Genomic DNA, 16,527 nt, shown 5'->3' on the forward strand with positions numbered 1-16,527 from the left:
CGTGGTTACCTGCGACAATGGCCGCACCGCACCGGTGAAGCTAGGAGGTCGGCGGCCACGTGTCCGGTTCCGCATCCAACAGTGCCCAGGGCCCTGTTCTCGTTGTCGACTACGGCGCCCAGTACGCCCAGCTGATCGCTCGGCGGGTCCGCGAGGCGCAGGTCTACTCCGAGGTCGTGCCGCACGACACCCCGGTGGCCGAGATGATCGCCCGCGATCCCGCGGCGATCGTGCTCTCCGGCGGCCCCTCCAGCGTCTACGCCGAGGGCGCGCCGCAGGTCGATCCGGAGCTGTTCCGCGCGGGCGTCCCGGTGTTCGGCATCTGCTACGGCTTCCAGGCGATGACCGCCGCGCTCGGCGGCACCGTCGAGCACACCGGTACCCGCGAGTACGGCCGCACCGAGGTGGAGATCAGCGGCGAGGGCGGCAAGCTGCACGCCGAGCTGCCCGGCCACCACCCGGTGTGGATGAGCCACGGCGACTCGGTGAGCAAGGCCCCGGAGGGCTTCACCGTCACCGCGGGGACCAAGGACACCCCGGTCGCGGCCTACGAGAACGTGGACGAGCGGCTGGCCGGCGTGCAGTACCACCCCGAGGTGGCGCACTCGCCGCACGGCCAGGAGGTGCTGCGCCGGTTCCTGCACGACATCGCGGGCATCCGCCCGCAGTGGACCACCGCGTCCATCGTGGACGAGACCGTGGCCGCGATCCGCGAGCAGATCGGCGACCGGCGGGCCATCTGCGGCCTGTCCGGCGGCGTGGACTCCGCGGTCGCCGCCGCGCTCGTGCAGCGCGCCATCGGTGACCAGCTGACCTGCGTGTTCGTCGACCACGGCCTGCTGCGCGCCGGCGAGCGCGCGCAGGTGGAGCGGGACTTCGTGGCGGCCACCGGCGTCAACCTGGTGACCATCGACGCGGTCGACCGCTTCCTGGGCGCGCTGTCCGGGGTCGCCGACCCCGAGGAGAAGCGCAAGATCATCGGCCGGGAGTTCATCCGGGTCTTCGAGCAGGCCGCCCGCGACCTGCAGGCCGAGGCCGGCGCCGAGGGCGAGCACATCGACTTCCTGGTGCAGGGCACGCTCTACCCGGACGTGGTGGAGTCCGGCGGCGGCTCCGGCGCGGCCAACATCAAGAGCCACCACAACGTCGGCGGGCTGCCCGACGACCTGCAGTTCGGGCTCGTCGAGCCGCTGCGCGCGCTGTTCAAGGACGAGGTCCGCCGGGTCGGTCTGGAGCTGGGCCTGCCGGAGACGATCGTGCACCGCCAGCCCTTCCCCGGGCCGGGCCTGGGCATCCGGATCATCGGCGAGGTCACCGCGGACCGGTTGTCCACGCTGCGCGCCGCCGACTCGATCGCGCGCGAGGAGCTCACCGCGGCCGGGCTGGACCGGGACATCTGGCAGTGCCCGGTGGTGCTGCTGGCCGACGTCCGCTCGGTGGGCGTGCAGGGCGACGGCCGCACCTACGGGCACCCGGTGGTGCTGCGCCCGGTCTCCAGCGAGGACGCGATGACCGCGGACTGGACCCGGTTGCCCTACGACGTGCTGGAGCGCATCTCCACCCGGATCACCAACGAGGTCGCCGACGTCAACCGGGTCACCCTGGACGTCACGTCCAAGCCCCCGGGCACCATCGAGTGGGAGTGAGCCCTTCGTCGCCAGAAGTCCCCTGCGAGCGACGCTCGCAGGGGACTTCTGACGCGAAGAGGCGGTGCTACTGCTCGACGCGGACCCAGTCGATCAGGAAGCGGGCGTTGCCCGCCCTCACCTCGTCCACCGATTCCTGGGGCAGGCCCAGGTACGGCTCGGTCACGCCGTTGACGCCCTGCGGGTAGGTCCCGCCCAGCGCGAAGTTGAGGATCATGTGCTGCGGGTCGTCGAAGACCCAGGTCCAGCCGTTCTGCTCGAACTCGGCCTTGCTCACCTGGTAGGTCTGCACGTCGTCGACGTAGAAGGTGAAGCCCTCCGGCGTCCAGTCCACGCTGTAGGTGTGCCAGCCCGCCGGGTCCATGCCCTCGAAGTTCTGCCGGTGGGTGATCGGGGTGTCGCCGTGGTACTCCGGTCCGTGCATCGCCGAGCTGGTCCACGGCTCGCCGACGTGCTCCATCACGTCGACCTCGCCGCAGTCCGGCCAGGGGGTGCCGCTCTCGATGCTGGAGCCCAGCGACCAGAAGGCCGGCCACATCCCGCTGGCGGTGGCGTTCTCCGGGAGCTTGATGCGCGCCGAGTACTCGCCGTAGGTGAAGTCCACCTTGCCCGCGGTCTTGATCCGGCCGGAGACGAAGTCGTAGGTCTGCCCGTCGGGTGCCTGGAAGCCCTGCTGGAAGCGCGGGTGCAGCGCGAGCGCGCCGTTCTGCGCGCCGGTTCCGGCGTCGTCGTGGTCGATGTAGATGGTCTCCGGCGAGTCGACGTAGGCCTGGTTCTCGCTGTTGACCGTCTGGAAGTTCTCACCGGTCACCTCGACCGCCCACTTCGAGCGGTCGAGCTGGTCGCCGGAGAAGTCGTCGAAGAAGGTCTCCGCCTTCGGCTGGGTGTGCTCCTGCGGCGCGCTCGCGGCCGCGTGGGCGAGCGGCAGCGAGGAGAGCAGCGCGAGCGCGGCACCGGTGGCTAGCACGCGATTTCGGGCCATGACAGCTCCTTCGTGGGGGGAGCGCTGTAGGGGATCGATCAAGCCGGAAGTATCGCGACGTCACGAGCGCTCGCGGGAGCCGTTGGCGAGTTTTGGAACGGTCCAGTTCCCGGAGCGGACGAGCTGCTCCGGGAATTTGCCGGAGAACCGCGCGGAGAACGTCGATTTCACGTTCTGCGGGTGCGCGGCGGTCCGGTCCGGGGCCACCCGCGAGGGCGCGTCCCCGGACCGGGCGACCTACTTCCCCGCCTTCTTCACCACCGAGGCGATGAGCATGGTCACGCCCGCGGCGACCGCGCCCGCGGCGAAGATCCACTGCAGGCTCGTGGCGAGGCCGAACATGATCACGGTGCTGAGCACCACGGCGATGATCCCGGCGGTCAGCAGCACGGGATCCGGTCCCTGCGCGCGGTGCTCGATCTCGTCAGCCACGGATGACCTCCACTCGTCCTGCACCGGCGGTCAGGTGCAGCTCCAGCCGCCCGCCACCGGGACCGTCGGCGCCCTCGTCCATCCTGGTGCGGGTCACCCCCTGCCCGTCGGCCGTCGCGCCCAGGCAGTCGACCTCGCCGACATCGGCGCGGCACACCGACCAGACGTCGACCTCGGGCGGCACGCGCACCTGGATCTGCCCGGTGCCCACGTCGACCGCGGTGCGCAGGGTCTGGTCCTCGGCGACCGGCAGCTCCGCGAGGTCCAGGTCCACGATCCCGGCGGCGCGGCCGTAGTTGCGCTGCAACTCCTCGGCGCTCTGCGGCGAGGCGCGCAGGTCGCCCATCGAGAGGTCGGTGGCCTGCTGCGGGTAGGTGGAGAAGACCGCGAAGAACATCGCCAGCGCGGCCAGCGGCACCGCCAGCAGGATCGGCCACCGCCCGACCCGCAGGAAGGCGCCGCCGATCAGGAACAACCCGGCCAGGCCGAGCATCCCCGCCAGCGCGGTCGATGGCGTGAACGCCCCGGCCGCGAGCAGCCCGAAGGCCAGCGTGAGCAGCACCGCGAGCGGGTTGTACCAGCGGTAGCGGCGACCAGGTGGTTCCGGTTCGTCCTGCGGCGGCGGCTCGGGGAGGTCCCACGCCTGCGGAACGGCGCCCAGCGGATCCCAGGACGGCGGTTCCCGCCGCGCCTCGGGACCCGGGTAGACCCAGGTGTTCTCCGACGGCGGTTCGGCGGCGATCGGCCCGGTCGGCGCCTCGACCGGAGGCGCCGCCGCGGTGGGCGCCTGCGGCCGGTCGCCGCGGGTCACGTGCAGCCCGTACAGCGCCGCCAGACCGGCGGCCACCGCGAGGATCGCCAGCGAGTCGGTCAGCCAGAACACGCCGGGGAGCAGCAGCAGGATCAGGACCAGGGCCAGCCAGGTCGGCGCGGGCTCGGTGCGCGGTGCGGTGTCCTCGGGGCGCGGCTCGGCCTCCCGCGGGAACAGCAACCAGCCCAGCAGGTACAGCGTGATCCCCGCTCCGCTGTAGAACGCGCCGACCACGAAGGCCACGCGGATCAGGATCGGGTCCACGCCGTAGCGCTCGCCGATCGCGGCGGAGACCCCGGCGATCTTGCCGCCGCGGCGCGGACGCACCGGACGGCTCGCCCAGAAGTCGCGCAGGGTGGCTTCGACACCACCGGATTGCTGCGTGCTGTTCATGGCGACCACTATCCGTTCCCGCCGCCTCCGCCGGTATCCGGGAGGCCCCTGAGACCGCCCCGGAACCGCGCTCGGAGCGGAAAGTCAGGGGTCGTCCCTGATGCCCGCCGCACTTCGACCGTGTGACCATCGAAGACGTGATGCCCTGGGAAGAGCGGACGACCGACCCCGTCGCCGAGCGACCGACGGTGCCGCAGCGGACCGCTCCCGGAGCGTCCTACCCGCCGCTGCACCGCAGCCGCGACGGGCGGCTGCTCGCGGGCGTGTGCGCGGGCGTGGCCGAGCACCTGGGCACGCGCGTGCTGTGGGTGCGGATCGCGTTCGCGGTGCTGTGCCTCGGGGGCGGGGCGGGCCTGCTCGCCTACGCGCTGCTGTGGGTGTTCGTGCGACAGTCCCCGGGCTCCGGGCGCACGGCCACGGCCCGGGAGCGCCAGCAGGGCTTCGCGGTGCTGCTGCTCGGCGCGGGCGCGATGGTGGGCATCGGTGCCGTGCTGGCGCTGCCCGCCTGGGTGACCGCGCCGCTGGTCGCGGCGCTGCTCGGCGTGGTGCTGGTGTGGCGGGAGGCCGACGAGTCGCAGCGGGTGCGCTGGCGGCAGGGCGCCCGCTCGGGGGTGGCGGGCACGCTGTTCGCCGGGGGCAACCGGGCGTGGGTGCGGGTGGCCGCGGGCTCGGCGCTCGTGGCGCTGGGCCTGGTGCTGCTGGTGGGCAGCACCACCTCGATCGAGGACATCCCGACCGGTCTGCTGGCCTCGGGGGCCACGCTGATCGGCGTCGCGGTGCTCACCGTGCCGTGGTGGGTCCGCCTGGTGGGTGATCTCAACACCGAGCGGGCCAGCCGGATCCGCTCCCAGGAGCGCGCCGAGATCGCCGCGCACCTGCACGACTCGGTGCTGCAGACGCTCGCGCTGATCCAGAAGCAGGCGGGCGCGGAGAAGGAGGTCCGGCGGCTGGCCCGCGGGCAGGAGCGCGAGCTGCGCACCTGGCTGTACGGGCCGGACGGGTACGGCGCCCAGCGGGAGGGCATCGAGTCGGAGGGGGCCGCGCCGAAGGCCTTCGCGGCGCAGCTGGCCGAGATCTGCGGTGAGGTCGAGGACCACTTCGCGATCACCGTGCAGCAGGTCGTGGTCGGCGACTGCGAGCTCGACGAGCGGTTGCACGCCCAGCTCGCCGCGGCGCGCGAGGCGCTGGTCAACGCGGCCAAGCACGCCGGGGTCAGCGAGGTCAGCCTCTACGCGGAGGTGGAACCCGAGCAGGTGTCGATCTTCGTGCGGGATCGCGGGGCGGGCTTCGAGGAGTCCGAGGTCCCCGATGATCGGCACGGCTTGGCCGACTCGATCCGGGGCCGGATGCGCCGCCGCGGCGGCGAGGCCAGGGTGCGCACCTCGCCCGGTTCGGGGACCGAGGTGGCCATGGAGATGCCGAGGTCCGCGGGCTGATCCGGCGTAGGCTGCAGAACTACCAGGAGAGTGGAGGATGTCGTGACCGGTGAGAGCACCGAGGAATCGCACCCGGTGCGGGTGTTCCTCGTCGACGACCACGCGCTGTTCCGCTCGGGCGTGCGCGCCGAGCTCGCCGCCGCCGACGACGTCGAGGTGGTCGGCGAGGCCGGTTCGGTCGCCGAGGCGGTCGCCGGCATCGGGCACTACGCCCCGGAGGTCGTGCTGCTGGACGTGCACATGCCCGACGGCGGTGGTGCCGAGGTGCTGCGCCAGGTGCGCGCGCAGTCCGACGAGGACCGCGCGGGCGAACCGGTGTTCCTGGCCCTGTCGGTCTCCGACGCGGCCGAGGACGTCATCGCGGTGATCCGCGGCGGGGCGCGCGGCTACGTCACCAAGACCATCTCCGGTCGCGAGCTGGTGGACGCCGTGGTGCGGGTGCGCGGTGGTGACGCGGTCTTCTCCCCGCGCCTGGCCGGCTTCGTGCTCGACGCCTTCTCCGAGGGCCCCGGTTCGACCCCGGTCGGCGACCCGGAGCTCGACCAGCTCACCCGGCGGGAACGCGAGGTGCTGCGCCTGCTGGCGCGCGGCTACGCGTACAAGGAGATCGCCTCCGAGCTGTTCATCTCGGTCAAGACGGTGGAGACCCACGTGTCCAGCGTGCTGCGCAAGACCCAGCTGTCCAACCGCTACGAGCTCTCCCGCTGGGCCTCGGACCGCCGCCTCGTCTGAGCGCCGAGCGCTTCCGGGCGAGGCGCCCCCGCGCGAGGGCGCCTCGCCCGAGCGCTCGTTCCTCCTGAGCCGTCACTTCATCGGGTGGTTGAGCACGGCCTCGCGGGCGTGATCGTCCGGTTCGGCGCTCGGACGCGGCCTCCCGCGCCGGTCGAGCACCGCGCTGCCCGCGACGGCCAGGCCCACGAGCGCCGTCGCGGCGAGCACGGCATCCCGGTGCCAGGACGCGAGCGCCAGCACGAGGCCGACGCCCCAGGTCGCGGCCACCGCGCCGCGCCGCAGGCGGTTCAACGGGTCCATCCTTCATCTCCCCAAGGCCGGTGATCTCCTCGCCATCCAGCCTGGAGCGCGACTCGGATAAGGACAAGCGAATTGTCGTCAACTGATTTTTAAGCAGAGCTGTATCATCGCGGGCATGCTCGACGTGCGACGGATGCAGGTGCTGCGCGCGGTGGTCAGCAGCGGTTCGATGAGCGCGGCGGCGGCCAACCTCGGCTACACGCCCTCGGCGATCAGCCAGCAGCTGTCCGCCCTGGAGCGGGAGGTCGGAACGCCGCTGCTGGAGAAGGTCGGCAGGGGCCTGCGGCCGACCCCGGCGGGCTCGCTGCTCGCCGAGCGGGCCGGGGACATCGCCGCGCTGGTCAGCGCCACCGAGGTGGAGCTCGCCGACATCTCCGCGGGTCGCACCGGACGGTTGCGGGTCCGCTTCTTCCACACCGCCTCCGTCGGGCTCATCCCGCCGGCCGTGGCCCGGTTCCGGGCCGAGAACCCGGACGTGCGGCTGGACCTGCGGATGCAGGAGACCCAGCTGCTCGACGACGTCGCGGCGGGGGAGGGCGACCTCGCGGTGATCGTCGTCGGCGAGGAGGTGCCGGAGCGGCGCGGCGTGCGGCTGGTTCACCTGGCCGACGACCCCTACCGGGTGGTGCTGCCCGCATCGCACCCGGCAATCGCGCAGGAGCGGGTCGAGCTCGCCGCCCTGTCCGGCGAGTCCTGGGTCAACAGCGCCGTCACCAGCGGGGACATCTGCTCGGTGCTGCTCACCGACGCCTACGCCAGCGCGGGGTTCAGCCCGCACGTCGCCGTCGAGGCCGACGGCAGCTACTCCGCGCAGGGCTTCGTCGCCGCGGGCACCGGGATCGCGCTGCTGCCGCAGCTGGGCCTGGACGTGGTGCACCCGGGGGTGCGGGTCCGCCCGCTGACCAAGCCCGAGCCGGTCCGGCACATCTACGCCGCGGTCCGCGAGACGGTGGCCGACCAGCCCGCGGCGCGCGCGTTCGTCGACGCGCTCCAGGAGGTCGCGCGGGCGAGCGGATCGGCCTGAAGCCCCGCCGCCGCCCGGCCGCTCAGGTGCTGCGGTCGGTGTTGATGACGACCTCGCCGTCCTCGGTCTGGGCCATGCCGAGGACGTGCATCTCCTTGATCTTCTTGCCGTCCTTGGTGAACTGGAGTTTGACCACCACGTTGCTGCCGGAGAGCACCGGGTCGCCGACGATCTCGACGTCGTCGATCGTCTTCCAGAACGCCTCGTAGTCGTCCTTGCCCTGGGCGCGCAGCTTCGGGCCGAGCAGCTTCCAGGCCTCGTCCAGGTCGTCGGGCACCAGCTCGTAGTACTTCTCGACCGTGGCGAGCAGGTCCTTCTTGGTCGGCTTCTCCTTGCTGGTGGTCGTCGGCTCGCTGCTCGAGGTGGTGGGCTCCGCGGAACTGGTCGCCGCGGCGCTGGTCGTCGGCGCGGCCGAGGTGGTCGTCGGCGAGGGGGCCGGCGGCGGCGCGGGAGCGGGGGTCGACGGCCGCGGTGCGCTCCGGTCCTGCCCGGAGGCGCCGAACGCGTTGACCGCCATGATCCCGACCAGCGCCGCGACCGCGATCGCCACGAACCACAGCGCGACCGTCTTGCTCCTGCGGCGCTCCGGTGCGGCGGCCGGCGCCGCCGCGCCCACGCGGGTCGGCGGGGACGGATTGGTCCCCATGCCGCCCTGCGGCGCGTGCAGCGTGCCCCCGCCCGAGGGCGGCGGGGGAGCAGGTGGGGCGGGCGCGGCCTGCGGGGCCGGGCGGGTCCAGCCGCCGCCGGGCGCGAAGTTCGGCACCTGGCGGCCGTCCACGACCGCCTGCAGCAGGTCGCGGGTCTGCGCCATGGTCGGCCGATCCACCGGGTCCGGCCGCAGCATCTGCATCAGCGCCGGCGTCATCGGTCCGGCCTGGCGCGGTGGGTCGAACTGGCCGCGCGCCACCCGGTGCAGCAGGCTGATCGCGTTCTCGTCGGTGCCGAACGGCGGACCGCCCTCGATCGCCGCGTACAGCGTCGAGCCCAGGGAGAACACGTCCGAGGCCGGTGCCGGGTCGCGGCCGAGGGCGACCTCCGGGGCCAGGTAGGCGGGGGTGCCGGCGAGGATGCCGCTCTTGGTGACGGCCACGTCGCCGATCGCCCGCGAGATGCCGAAGTCGGTGATCTTGGCCAGGTCCTGCTCGCCGAGCAGGATGTTGCCGGGCTTGAGGTCGCGGTGCACGATGCCGGCCATGTGCGCCGCGGCCAGCGCGCCGGCCACCTGGACGCCGATGTGCGCCACCCGCAGCGCGGGCTGCACCCCGTGCTCGTCGATGACCGAGGCCAGGCTGGTGGAAGGCAGGTACTCCATGATGAGCACCGGCTGGCCCTCGTCCTCGGCCACGTCGAAGACCGCGATCGCGTGCTGGTGCTGCAGCCGCGCGGCGATGCGGCCCTCGCGCATCGAGCGCTGCCGGGCCTCCTCGGTCTCCTCCGGGGTGTAACCGGGCTGGAGCAGTAGCTGCTTGACGGCGACGGTGCGGTGCAGGCGCTCGTCGATGGCCTGCCACACCACGCCCATGGCGCCGCTGCCGATCTTTTGCTGCAAGCGGTACCGGCCCGCGATCAAACGACCTTCGGCGCTCACCGGTGTCTCCTGGTACTGGCTCGCCCCGCCAGGGCTCGCCTGTTTGCGGACTGCCTGTTCACTTCGCGGCGAGGACCGACCGGGACCCCACAGCCGGTATCACCCAACGGGGTCACGTTACTGGGCGGGGGTTCCGCACCCGCACCCCGGGCCCGCGAACGCGGACGGCCGGGGCGCCCAGCGCGCGCTGGACACCCCGGCCGTCGCACGGGAATTCGGGTCACTCGGTGCTGGCGGTGCCGCTGGACGCGGAGCCGCTCACGGTGCTCGTCGGCTCCGACTCGACGCTGCTGGTCGTCGGCTCGGATTCCTCCGAGGTCGTCGTCGGCACCTCCGAGGTGGTCTCCTCGGTGGTCGTCTCCTCGGTGGTGGTCTCCTCTTCCTCCGTGGTGGTCGGCACCTCCGAGCTGGAGGTCTCCGGCGGAGGCGGGACCGGCATCTGCGGGGACGGGGCCGGCCGCGCGGGCGGCTCCTCCTCGTTGCCCATGAAGGCCGAAGCCACCAGCACCGCGATCACGGCGAGCGCGACCAGCGCGATCGCGGTGATCACCAGCGGGCGCTTGCTGCGCCGCGGCTCCTCGTAGAGCGCGGAGTCGGCGCGCGGGTCGCCGCCCATGTAGGAGGTGGCGTCCTCGTACGGCTGCTCGCTGTACGGGTCGTCCTCGTAGTAGGCGACCGCGGTGCCCTGCTGCGCGCCCATCACGCCGGTCGCGTCGTCCGGGCCCGGCTCGGGGGCCAGCGCGGGCGGGATCGGGGCGGCCATGGTCGGGATCGAGTTCACCGAACCGCCGTCGGCCACGGCCTGCAGCATCTCGCGGACCTGCGCCATGTCCGGGCGGTCCTCGACGCGGGCGGACATCATCGCCATCAGCGGCTGGGCCATCGGACCGGCCTGCTGCGGCGGATCGACCTTGCCCGCCGCGACCGCGTGCAGCAGCGCGAGGGTGTTCTCGTTGAGCCCGAACGGCGGGCGGCCCTCGATCGCCGCGTACAGCGTGGCGCCGAGGGAGAACACGTCGGAGGCGGGCGTCGGCTCCTGGCCCATCGCCACGTCCGGCGACAGGTACGCCGGGGTGCCCGCGAGCATGCCGGTCTTGGTGACCTGCACGTCGCCCTGCGCCCTGGAGATGCCGAAGTCGGTGATCTTCACGTCACCGTTGTCGCCGAGCAGGATGTTGCCGGGCTTGATGTCCCGGTGCACCACGCCGGCGGCGTGCGCGGCCCCCAGCGCCGCGGCGACCTGGGCACCGATGCGCGCCACCTCGCGGGGCGGCAGCGGGCCGTGCTCGGACATCATCGAGCCCAGGCTCGTGGACGGCAGGTACTCCATGACCAGCACCGGTTGGCCCTCGTCCTCCGCCACGTCGTAGACCGAGATGGCGTTGGAGTGCTGGAGGCGGGCGGCGATCCTGCCTTCCCGCATCGCCCGCTGCCGTGCTTCCTCGGCTTCTCCCGGATCCAGACCTGGCTGCAGGAGCAGCTGCTTGACCGCGACCGTGCGGTGCAGGCGCTCGTCGACACACTCCCACACCACGCCCATCGCGCCACTGCCGATGCGTCGCTGCACCCGGTAGCGTCCGGCGACCAGGCGACCTTCGTCGCTCACCGACGTCTCCCCGTACTGCTATCGGTGCCCAGCGGTACCGCGGTATCGCGGCCCGCCGAACATCCGGCGGATTTGGCGGACCGGCATCGGCCCCCCGACATGTACACGTTCACCACGCGGTGCGGGTTGCGCCCGAACCGCGATAAGGCAGCCTAGCCCACGGCCTCGCGGCGTAGGTCCGAACTCGAAAAGATCGGATCCGGTCGTTTCGACCAGCTGCCGCCCGCGCCTCCGGCCGCCTGGCGACCCCCGCGTTTGCGCTGGTGGTGGTCACGCGATCCATCCGGTGCGGCACGCTTGGTGACCGGCCGGTCAGCAGGTCGTCGCCAACGGTACCGATGCCCTCCCGGGGCCGGGCGGGAGCCCAGGGGATACGGGTCGTTGTCGCATCGTTGTGCGAACGGTTCAGCCTGCGGGCAGGTGCCGGGCGGAGCGCAGCTCGGCACCGACGATCTGCGGCACGGCGCCGGTGGCCACCCGCAGCACCTGCTGCATCCGGACCCGCTCGCCGCGGGGGTAGGTGACCTCGACCTCGGTGCGCACCGCGCCATCGGGCTCGACCCCGGCGCGGAGGAGCCGCACGGCTTCCGCGGTCGACCACGTGGCGCTGAGCCGCTCGCGGTGCCCGTCCAGCAGTTCGGGGGCCAGCAGCTCGGTGGCCCCGGCCGGATCCGATGCCGCGCGCCGGTAGAACTCCTCGACCAGGCTCAGCGCGGTGCCCGGGCTGCCCGCGGAGGGGTTGGCGATGCGCTCGTAGTCCAGCGGCGGCCCGCTGACGTCCACGTCCCCGGCGTCCGGGTGGGCGAACCCGCCGTTTTCCCGGAACGGCCAGCGCGCGTCGCGCACCAGGTCCGGGCGCAGCGCGAGGGTCCCGGCGATGGGCTCGGCCGCGGGGACCGGGCGCGGCTGGTCGTGGGTGCGGGCCAGCACCACCGCGCCGGCCAGCGCGGCGCTGATCACGAGCAGGACGCCGAGCAGGACGCCGAGCCGCGCGCCCGCGGGCGCGCGGAGCTCGGGCGGGACCGGGGGCAGCGGATCGGGCTGGTCGGTGAGCGTGGTGGGTTCCACGGCGCGGGCACCTCGTGCTGGTCGGCGGCGGCTTGCCGCTGGGCGCTGCTCGGGCATGCGGCGGAGCCGCTCGGGGTCTGCTGCGGGCACCGCCGAGCGCAGCGGTCCACGAGCAGCTCCTAGGACGTCCGCTGGTCGGAGATGATCTCGGTGCGCTCCCCGGCGGTGTCGTAGCGCAGCGCGTGCCGCTCGACGCGCTGCGAGCCGTCCGGCAGGGTCAGCCGCAGCTCGTGGACGGTGCCGCCGGACGAGACGAAGACCTGCAGCACCTCGACCTTCGAGGCGAACGAGTAGCGCTCGGCGAAGGACCGGTAGCCCTCGGCGCGCAGGTCGCCGCCGGTCATCGCGTAGGCGCCGGGCAGGTCGCCGGAGGCGATCGCCGAGTAGTAGCGCTCCCCGGCCCGCTTCATCGCCTCGGTGTCGGTCAGCCGCAGCAGCGCGGGGGGCTCGTGCGTCGGCGGGGAGGTCGTGCCGTTCGGCGGCGCCGGCCGGTTCGGCGGAGCGGTCTCGCTCGGCCGGGGCGCGTCGGTGCCCGGCGCGCCGCTGATGCCCTCCGGGGCGGCGGTGGTGGTCGGTTCGGGCAGCACCATCTGCGGAGCCGGTCCTGCCGAGCTCGGCGCGGCGGACTCCGCGGAGGCCTGCGGGCGGGTCGGATCACCGGTGAGGAAGTACGGGTCCGGCAGCGGCGGGTGCTCGTCACCGCGCGGCGCGCTCGGCAGCTCCAGCCCTTCGAGGCGGCTGGAGCTGCCCGCGAACATGGCGCTGACGAACAGCAGCCCGCCGAGCGCGGCCACCGAGGAGCCGATGGCGAACCACGCGGCGCGCTGCCAGGTCCGCGGCGGGGTGACCGAGGCCGGGACCATGCCGAGGTCGAACTTGTGCAGACCGCCCACCTCCGCGGTGTCGATCAGCGGATCGACCGGTGGGGCCGGCTCCGGTGGTTCGACCGGCGGCGCCGGCTGCGGTGGTTCGACCGGCGGGGCGCTGCGCTGCTGCGGAACCGGTGTCCAGGCAGCCGTGCTCGCGGCGAGGCGGTGCCTGCCGGTGGCCCGCTGGGCGACCGGTGCGGGGCTCGGCGGCGGCCAGTCGAGCCGGCCGCTCCAGCCGAGGGTTCTGCCGCTGTGCATCGGAGGTCTCGACTTTCTGCGACTCGCGGAGAGTTCACTGCTCGTCGATCGCGCTCGCGCCGCACCGGCGGACGGTTCTCCGACAACCCCCCGTGGTCGTCGCGCCTGGAGAACGAGACCGGTCACCGGTCGGCGCGGCGAAGTTCGCGTGGAGGTAATCGGAGGCGGCGCGGGCGGTCTTGATCCGCTTTTCGGGTGAAGCCAGTCCGCTGCGCGGGTTCGGGCGCGGCATCGCCGCGCCCGAACCCGCGAAAGTGACCATGGTCACAGCCTAGATCGTGCTGCGCCCAACGCCGCGACCGGGTTGCTCCGTTCGGAGCAGCCCGGCCCTCCGGTCAGTACTCGCCCTTGCGGAAGGTCTGCTGGGTCGACTGCAGGGCCTTGAGCGAGCCCACGCCACCACCGGCGCCGAGCAGGATGGCGAACACGTCGGCACCCGCGCTGTCGCCGGTGCTGATGAGCAGGGCGAGCAGGGAGACGCCGAGACCGACGCCGGCGATCGGGAGCCGCTTCTTGGCGAACGCGGCCGCCGGTCGTCCGCCCGCTCGCTTGCTCGCCGCCGAGTTCAGCATCGCGAGGTACGCGGCGTGCCCGCCCGCGACCACGACCGCCGCCAGCGTCACCAGAAGAGCCACCAAGCCGATAATGCCCATGCACCCAGTCTGCCCCCTGCTTCCGCTGTCCGGAATGGGGGAAAACCCTGAGTCCAGCCTTCCTGTCCGGATCGGAGCGGTGTTGGTACGAAACGGTTGTTCGCCGGGGCTGGATCGAGATCGCGGTCACGCCTAGGTTCTCGGGCTATGAGCGGAACCGCACCGGACCTGTCGGGCAAGCGGGCCGTGGTCACCGGCGCGGCCAGCGGGATCGGTGCCGCGGTCGTGGAACGCCTGGTGGCCACCGGGGCCGAGGTCGTCGCGGCCGACCGCTCCGAGCGGGTCGCCGAGGTCGCCGCCGGGCTCGGCGCGCACCACGAGGTGGTCGACCTGGGCGATCTGGACGCCGCGGGCGAGCTCGGCGCGGGCGCCGACGTGGTGGTCAACAACGCCGGGTTCCAGCACGTCGCGCCGGTCCAGGACTTCCCGCCGGAGACCTTCGCCGAGATCCTGCGGGTGATGGTCGAGGCGCCGTTCCGCATCGTCCGATCCGCGCTTCCCGGGATGTACCGGGCGGGCTGGGGGCGGGTCATCAACATCTCCTCGGTCCACGGCCTGCGCGCTTCGCCGTACAAGAGCGGCTACGTCACCGCCAAGCACGCCCTGGAGGGGTTCTCCAAGACCGTGGCGGTCGAGGGCGCCGCGCACGGGGTGACCTCCAACTGCATCTGCCCCGGCTTCGCCCGCACCCCGCTGGTCGAGCGGCAGGTCGCCGAGCAGGCGCGGCTGCACCGGGTCCCCGAGGTGCAGGTGATCGAGGACGTGCTGCTCGCGCGCACCCCGGTCAAGCGCCTGGTCGAACCGGCCGAGGTGGCCGAGCTGGCCACCTGGCTGTGCGGGCCGGGCACGGCTTCGATCACCGGCGCCTCGCTGTCCATGGACGGGGGCTGGACCGCCGGCTGACCCAGGTTTGTCCGCATCACGTTTCGTCAAGGAGGACGTTGCGCATGGCCACCGAGTCGGTCTCGAGTCCCACGTCGAAAGCCCGGGTGGTGCTGGCGGGCCTCGTCGGCACCACGGTCGAGTGGTACGACTTCTTCCTCTACGGATCCGCCGCCGCGCTGGTGTTCAACAAGCTGTACTTCCCGGCGCAGGACCCGCTGGTGGGCACCTTGCTGGCGTTCGTCACCTACGCGGTCGGCTTCGTCGCCCGCCCGCTCGGCGGGCTGGTGTTCGGCCACTTCGGCGACCGGATCGGCCGCAAGAAGCTGCTGGTGCTGAGCCTGCTGCTGATGGGCGGGGCGACCTTCCTGATCGGCCTGCTGCCCACCTACCAGTCCGTGGGCCTGGTGGCACCGCTGCTGCTGACCCTGCTGCGGGTCGTCCAGGGCTTCGCCATCGGCGGCGAGTGGGGCGGTGCGGTGCTCATCGTCTCCGAGCACACCGACGGCGCGCGCCGCGGCTTCTGGGCGTCCTGGCCGCAGGCCGGGGTGCCGCTGGGCAACGTGTTCGGCACCGCGGTGCTGGCGCTGCTGGCCGCCGTGCAGTCCGACGAGGCCTTCCTGGCCTGGGGATGGCGGATCGCCTTCCTGCTCTCCGGCGTGCTGGTGCTGATCGGTCTGTGGGTGCGGCTGGCCGTCAGCGAATCCCCGGTCTTCGAGGACGCCCAGCGCAAGGCCGTCGAGGAGGGCGCCGAGCAGAAGCCGCCGATCCTGGAGGTGCTGCGCCACTACCGCAGCGAGGTGCTCACCGCGATGGGCGCCCGGTTCGCCGAGAACGTCGTCTACTACGTGCTGACCTCGTTCGTGCTCACCTACGTGACCACGTTCCTGGGCCTGCCGCGCGGGATGGCGCTCAACGCCGCGCTGATCGCCTCGGTGGTGCACTTCGCGAGCATCCCGGTGTGGGGAGCGCTGTCCGACCGCATCGGGCGGCGGCCGGTGTACCTGATCGGCACGGTCGGAACCGGGCTGTGGGCGTTCGCGTTCTTCGCGATGCTGGACACGAAGTCCTTCGGCGTCATGATCGTGGCCATCACCATCGGCCTGATCCTGCACGGGGCGATGTACGGCCCGCAGGCGGCGTACTTCTCCGAGCTGTTCGGCACCCGGGTCCGCTACTCGGGCGCCTCGATCGGCTACCAGCTCGCCTCGATCGTGGCCGGTTCGCTGGCGCCGATCATCGCGACCGGCCTGCTGGCCGCGTTCGGCTCCTCGGTGCCGATCTCGATCTACGTGGGGCTGTGCGCGGTGGTCACCTTCATCGCGGTGTGGCGCTCGCCGGAGACCAGGACCCGAGCCCTCACCGAGGACCACGCGGTCTGACCTCGCCGACCCACCCGCGCGTCCGCGGACGCGCGGGTGGGTCGAACTGCCTAGTGCCCGAGGCGGCCGCGGCCGAGGCGGAGGAGGATCATGGCGAGCTCCCGGCCCTCCGGGCCGAGTTCGCGGTAGCGGGCCAGGACGTCCATCTCGCGGTTGTAGACGATGCGCGGGCCGCCTGCGGCCATGCGCTCCTGTCCCACCTGGCGGGAGACCTCGGCGCGGCGCTTGATCAGCCGCAGGATCTCGGCGTCCAGGTAGTCGATCTCGTCGCGGAAGTCGCTGATGGCCTCCGCGGCGGCCTGCTCAGTCGAGGGCTGCTCGGGCTGCGGTTGGTCACCGTCCACAGTGGCGTTCATCGGAAGGGTTCCTCCGGCTTCGGCCCCTCCGCGGGCCCGGAACGCGAAACGCCCCGAGTCCGCGGACTCCGGGGCGTCGTAGTGGTTGAGAGCTCACGCAGCCACGGGC

Annotated in this window: 16 protein-coding genes; 6 read left to right on the forward strand and 10 right to left on the reverse strand. The window is 72.8% G+C overall.

Annotated features, from left to right (window positions below; genetic code table 11):
- Window positions 1–59 precede the first annotated feature (59 nt).
- Window positions 60–1,646 carry a glutamine-hydrolyzing GMP synthase gene (gene guaA / locus ACFQRI_RS10315; protein WP_380667044.1) on the forward strand — a complete coding sequence of 529 codons (1,587 nt, stop codon included), beginning with the start codon at window positions 60–62 and terminating at the stop codon, window positions 1,644–1,646.
- Between the two features lie 67 nt (window positions 1,647–1,713).
- Here the strand turns inward: guaA and ACFQRI_RS10320 are convergent, their stop codons facing one another.
- The 3 genes from ACFQRI_RS10320 to ACFQRI_RS10330 all read right to left on the reverse strand — a co-directional run bounded on the left by ACFQRI_RS10320 (window position 1,714) and on the right by ACFQRI_RS10330 (window position 4,264).
- The gene (locus ACFQRI_RS10320; protein ID WP_380667046.1) at window positions 1,714–2,628 is read right to left on the reverse strand and encodes a glycoside hydrolase family 16 protein; all 915 of its coding nucleotides are present in this window, start codon (window positions 2,626–2,628) and stop codon (window positions 1,714–1,716) included.
- A gap of 237 nt (window positions 2,629–2,865) precedes the next feature.
- A complete protein-coding gene (locus ACFQRI_RS10325) occupies window positions 2,866–3,060 on the reverse strand; it encodes a hypothetical protein (RefSeq protein ID WP_380667048.1) in 195 nt (64 codons plus the stop codon).
- A complete protein-coding gene (locus tag ACFQRI_RS10330) occupies window positions 3,053–4,264 on the reverse strand; it encodes a PspC domain-containing protein (RefSeq protein ID WP_380667050.1) in 1,212 nt (403 codons plus the stop codon). Before ACFQRI_RS10330 ends, ACFQRI_RS10325 begins: the two co-directional genes overlap by 8 nt.
- A 140-nt stretch (window positions 4,265–4,404) precedes the next feature.
- Between ACFQRI_RS10330 and ACFQRI_RS10335 the strand changes: the two genes are divergently transcribed.
- Together ACFQRI_RS10335 and ACFQRI_RS10340 are read left to right on the forward strand one after the other, a co-directional pair.
- The gene (locus ACFQRI_RS10335) at window positions 4,405–5,700 is read left to right on the forward strand and encodes a PspC domain-containing protein (RefSeq protein ID WP_380667322.1); all 1,296 of its coding nucleotides are present in this window, start codon (window positions 4,405–4,407) and stop codon (window positions 5,698–5,700) included.
- A 42-nt stretch (window positions 5,701–5,742) separates the two neighbouring features.
- Complete coding sequence (locus tag ACFQRI_RS10340) at window positions 5,743–6,432, forward strand: response regulator (RefSeq protein ID WP_380667052.1); 690 nt, start codon at window positions 5,743–5,745, stop codon at window positions 6,430–6,432.
- 72 nt (window positions 6,433–6,504) lie between these two features.
- On the opposite strand, the gene ACFQRI_RS10345 is transcribed toward ACFQRI_RS10340, so the two are convergent.
- Complete coding sequence (locus ACFQRI_RS10345; RefSeq protein ID WP_380667054.1) at window positions 6,505–6,732, reverse strand: hypothetical protein; 228 nt, start codon at window positions 6,730–6,732, stop codon at window positions 6,505–6,507.
- Between the two features lie 115 nt (window positions 6,733–6,847).
- Here ACFQRI_RS10345 and ACFQRI_RS10350 point away from each other — a divergent pair, with 115 nt between their 5' ends.
- On the forward strand, window positions 6,848–7,756 hold the full coding sequence (locus ACFQRI_RS10350; RefSeq protein WP_380667056.1) for a LysR family transcriptional regulator: 909 nt from the start codon (window positions 6,848–6,850) through the stop codon (window positions 7,754–7,756).
- Between the two features lie 22 nt (window positions 7,757–7,778).
- On the opposite strand, the gene ACFQRI_RS10355 is transcribed toward ACFQRI_RS10350, so the two are convergent.
- The 5 genes from ACFQRI_RS10355 to ACFQRI_RS10375 all read right to left on the reverse strand — a co-directional run bounded on the left by ACFQRI_RS10355 (window position 7,779) and on the right by ACFQRI_RS10375 (window position 13,780).
- Window positions 7,779–9,344, reverse strand: a complete 1,566-nt coding sequence (locus tag ACFQRI_RS10355; protein ID WP_380667058.1) for a serine/threonine-protein kinase — start codon at window positions 9,342–9,344, stop codon at window positions 7,779–7,781.
- A gap of 220 nt (window positions 9,345–9,564) precedes the next feature.
- Window positions 9,565–10,950, reverse strand: coding sequence for a serine/threonine-protein kinase (locus ACFQRI_RS10360; protein WP_380667060.1), 1,386 nt, complete (start codon window positions 10,948–10,950; stop codon window positions 9,565–9,567).
- A 405-nt stretch (window positions 10,951–11,355) separates the two neighbouring features.
- A complete protein-coding gene (locus tag ACFQRI_RS10365) occupies window positions 11,356–12,018 on the reverse strand; it encodes a hypothetical protein (RefSeq protein WP_380667062.1) in 663 nt (220 codons plus the stop codon).
- A gap of 119 nt (window positions 12,019–12,137) precedes the next feature.
- Window positions 12,138–13,145, reverse strand: coding sequence for a hypothetical protein (locus ACFQRI_RS10370; RefSeq protein WP_380667064.1), 1,008 nt, complete (start codon window positions 13,143–13,145; stop codon window positions 12,138–12,140).
- Window positions 13,146–13,480: 335 nt separating this feature from the next.
- Window positions 13,481–13,780, reverse strand: coding sequence for a hypothetical protein (locus ACFQRI_RS10375; RefSeq protein ID WP_380667066.1), 300 nt, complete (start codon window positions 13,778–13,780; stop codon window positions 13,481–13,483).
- 165 nt (window positions 13,781–13,945) lie between these two features.
- Between ACFQRI_RS10375 and ACFQRI_RS10380 the strand changes: the two genes are divergently transcribed.
- On the forward strand, window positions 13,946–14,701 hold the full coding sequence (locus tag ACFQRI_RS10380) for a 3-hydroxybutyrate dehydrogenase (protein ID WP_380667068.1): 756 nt from the start codon (window positions 13,946–13,948) through the stop codon (window positions 14,699–14,701).
- A gap of 44 nt (window positions 14,702–14,745) precedes the next feature.
- The gene (locus tag ACFQRI_RS10385; protein ID WP_380667070.1) at window positions 14,746–16,062 is read left to right on the forward strand and encodes an MFS transporter; all 1,317 of its coding nucleotides are present in this window, start codon (window positions 14,746–14,748) and stop codon (window positions 16,060–16,062) included.
- Window positions 16,063–16,112: 50 nt separating this feature from the next.
- Here ACFQRI_RS10385 and ACFQRI_RS10390 read toward each other — a convergent pair whose 3' ends face one another.
- Entirely contained in the window at window positions 16,113–16,418 is a 306-nt protein-coding gene (locus tag ACFQRI_RS10390) for a chorismate mutase (protein WP_380667072.1), read from the reverse strand.
- Window positions 16,419–16,527 lie beyond the last annotated feature (109 nt).

Origin of the sequence: Saccharopolyspora griseoalba (assembly GCF_042665275.1) — a bacterium.
Lineage (GTDB): Bacteria > Actinomycetota > Actinomycetes > Mycobacteriales > Pseudonocardiaceae > Saccharopolyspora > Saccharopolyspora griseoalba.

Excerpts from the sequence above, each read along its gene's own strand:
- ACFQRI_RS10390 (WP_380667072.1), bottom strand. The coding sequence starts at position 16,418 with ATGAACGCCACTGTGGACGGTGACCAACCGCAGCCCGAGCAGCCCTCG.
- ACFQRI_RS10330 (WP_380667050.1), bottom strand. The coding sequence starts at position 4,264 with ATGAACAGCACGCAGCAATCCGGTGGTGTCGAAGCCACCCTGCGCGAC.
- ACFQRI_RS10350 (WP_380667056.1), top strand. The coding sequence starts at position 6,848 with ATGCTCGACGTGCGACGGATGCAGGTGCTGCGCGCGGTGGTCAGCAGC.
- ACFQRI_RS10385 (WP_380667070.1), top strand. The coding sequence starts at position 14,746 with ATGGCCACCGAGTCGGTCTCGAGTCCCACGTCGAAAGCCCGGGTGGTG.
- ACFQRI_RS10380 (WP_380667068.1), top strand. The coding sequence starts at position 13,946 with ATGAGCGGAACCGCACCGGACCTGTCGGGCAAGCGGGCCGTGGTCACC.
- ACFQRI_RS10320 (WP_380667046.1), bottom strand. The coding sequence starts at position 2,628 with ATGGCCCGAAATCGCGTGCTAGCCACCGGTGCCGCGCTCGCGCTGCTC.
- ACFQRI_RS10370 (WP_380667064.1), bottom strand. The coding sequence starts at position 13,145 with ATGCACAGCGGCAGAACCCTCGGCTGGAGCGGCCGGCTCGACTGGCCG.
- ACFQRI_RS10335 (WP_380667322.1), top strand. The coding sequence starts at position 4,405 with ATGCCCTGGGAAGAGCGGACGACCGACCCCGTCGCCGAGCGACCGACG.
- ACFQRI_RS10345 (WP_380667054.1), bottom strand. The coding sequence starts at position 6,732 with ATGGACCCGTTGAACCGCCTGCGGCGCGGCGCGGTGGCCGCGACCTGG.